This is a genomic window from Acidovorax cavernicola (genome assembly GCF_003581445.1).
Genome location: NZ_QXMN01000189.1, coordinates 1 through 1,668 on the forward strand (window position 1 = coordinate 1; position 1,668 = coordinate 1,668).

Consider the following 1,668-nt stretch of genomic DNA (forward strand, 5'->3'; position numbering starts at 1 on the left):
GGGTATTGGCATGGATCGTGGTCAACGAGCCTTCGTGCCCGGTGTTCATGGCCTGCAGCATGTCCACGGCCTCGGCGCCGCGCACCTCGCCGATGATGATCCGGTCCGGCCGCATGCGCAGCGCGTTGCGCACCAGCGAGCGCTGCGTGATCTCGCCGCGCCCTTCGATGTTGGGCGGGCGGGTTTCCATGCGCACCACATGCGGCTGCTGCAGTTGCAGTTCAGCGGCATCCTCGATGGTGACCACGCGTTCCGTGGCGGGGATATAGCCCGAGAGAATGTTGAGCAGCGTCGTCTTGCCGGCGCCGGTGCCGCCCGAGATGACCATGTTGACCTTGGCCTTGGCCAGCGCCTCCAGCACCAGGGCCATTCCCGGCGTCAGGCTCTTGAGATCATTGATCAGGTTCTCCATGCGCAGCGGCGTGCGCGCAAAGCGGCGTATCGACATCATGGGGCCGTCCAGCGCCACCGGCGCAATCACGGCGTTCACGCGCGAGCCGTCGGGCAGGCGCGCATCGACCATCGGACTGGATTCATCGATGCGCCGGCCGATGCGCGAGACGATCTTGTCGATGATGCGCAGCAGGTGCTTTTCGTCGGTGAAGACCACGGGCGTCAGCTCCAGCCGGCCATGGCGCTCGACATAGATCTGGTCGTGGCGATTGACCAGGATGTCCGAAACTGCCGGGTCGGCCATCAGCAGCTCGAGAGGGCCGAAGCCCAGCATCTCATGCTGTATGTCCCGGACCAGCAGCTTTCTTTCCAGATCGTTGATCGCCTCGGAGTCTTCCGCCAGCAGGCGCTCGGTCATGGCCGCGATTTCCTGCTGCAGCGTCTGGGTCGACAAGGACTCGAGCGCGGCCAGGTCGAAGCGCTCCACCAGCTTGGCATGGATGCGGCCTCTGAGCGCCAGATAGGCGGCGGAGTGGCCGTAAAGGGGCGTGGAAGGCGCTGGCGGCGCCTCTGCCATCGGCACCGCTGGTTCGGGGACAGCCTGCAGCACAGGTCTGGGGCTGCGCGTCGCTGGTGTAGCGAGGAAGTCTCGTAGTGACATGACCGTCTCCTTCTGTGCGACTGGAGGTGTTCAGGCCCGGCGAAAGAGCCGGTGCAAAATGCCGCTGCCTTCTGCATGGACCTGGGGGGCCAGCGCATCGGCCCAGGCCGCGAGCTCACGCACCACGGCGCTGCCGCGGCTGGATTCGGCCAGCGGCAGGCCCGCGTTGATCGCGGCCTGCACCTCGTGCGCGGCATCGGAAATGCTGTGCCATTGCTGGGCGCCGCCCAGCGCCTTGCGCACTTCGGGCAGGCCGATCTCGCTGCGCCGGTCCAGCCGGTTCAGCACCGGGTGCAGGCGGCTGTCCGCATAACCCAGCTCCTGGAACATGCGCAGCAGCTTCTGCGCGTTGCGCACGGCCGGCACGTTGGGCAGCAGCACCGGCGCGATGACCTGGGCCCTGTCCAGCACGCGCAGCGCCAGCGGGTCCAGCAGGCGCCCCATGTCCAGCAGCACGAACTCATAGTGCGCGGCGGCCAACTGCAGGATGGCGTCCACATGCAGGGGCTCGACTTCCATGGCGTGCATCGCATCCTCGGGCGCCGCGAGCACATGCAGGCGCGGCGTGATCTTGACCGTGCTGGCCGCGAGAAAGGACGCATCCAGCCGATGGA

Annotated in this window: 2 protein-coding genes; both read right to left on the reverse strand. The window is 66.9% G+C overall.

The window, feature by feature from the left end:
- Positions 1-1,054, reverse strand: a 1,054-nt coding sequence (locus tag D3H34_RS32355) for a TadA family conjugal transfer-associated ATPase (protein ID WP_147400577.1), incomplete at its 3' end; no start/stop codon positions are given.
- A gap of 30 nt (positions 1,055-1,084) precedes the next feature.
- The coding region (locus tag D3H34_RS32360; RefSeq protein ID WP_434057728.1) for a CpaE/TadZ family protein at positions 1,085-1,668 on the reverse strand (584 nt) is incomplete at its 5' end.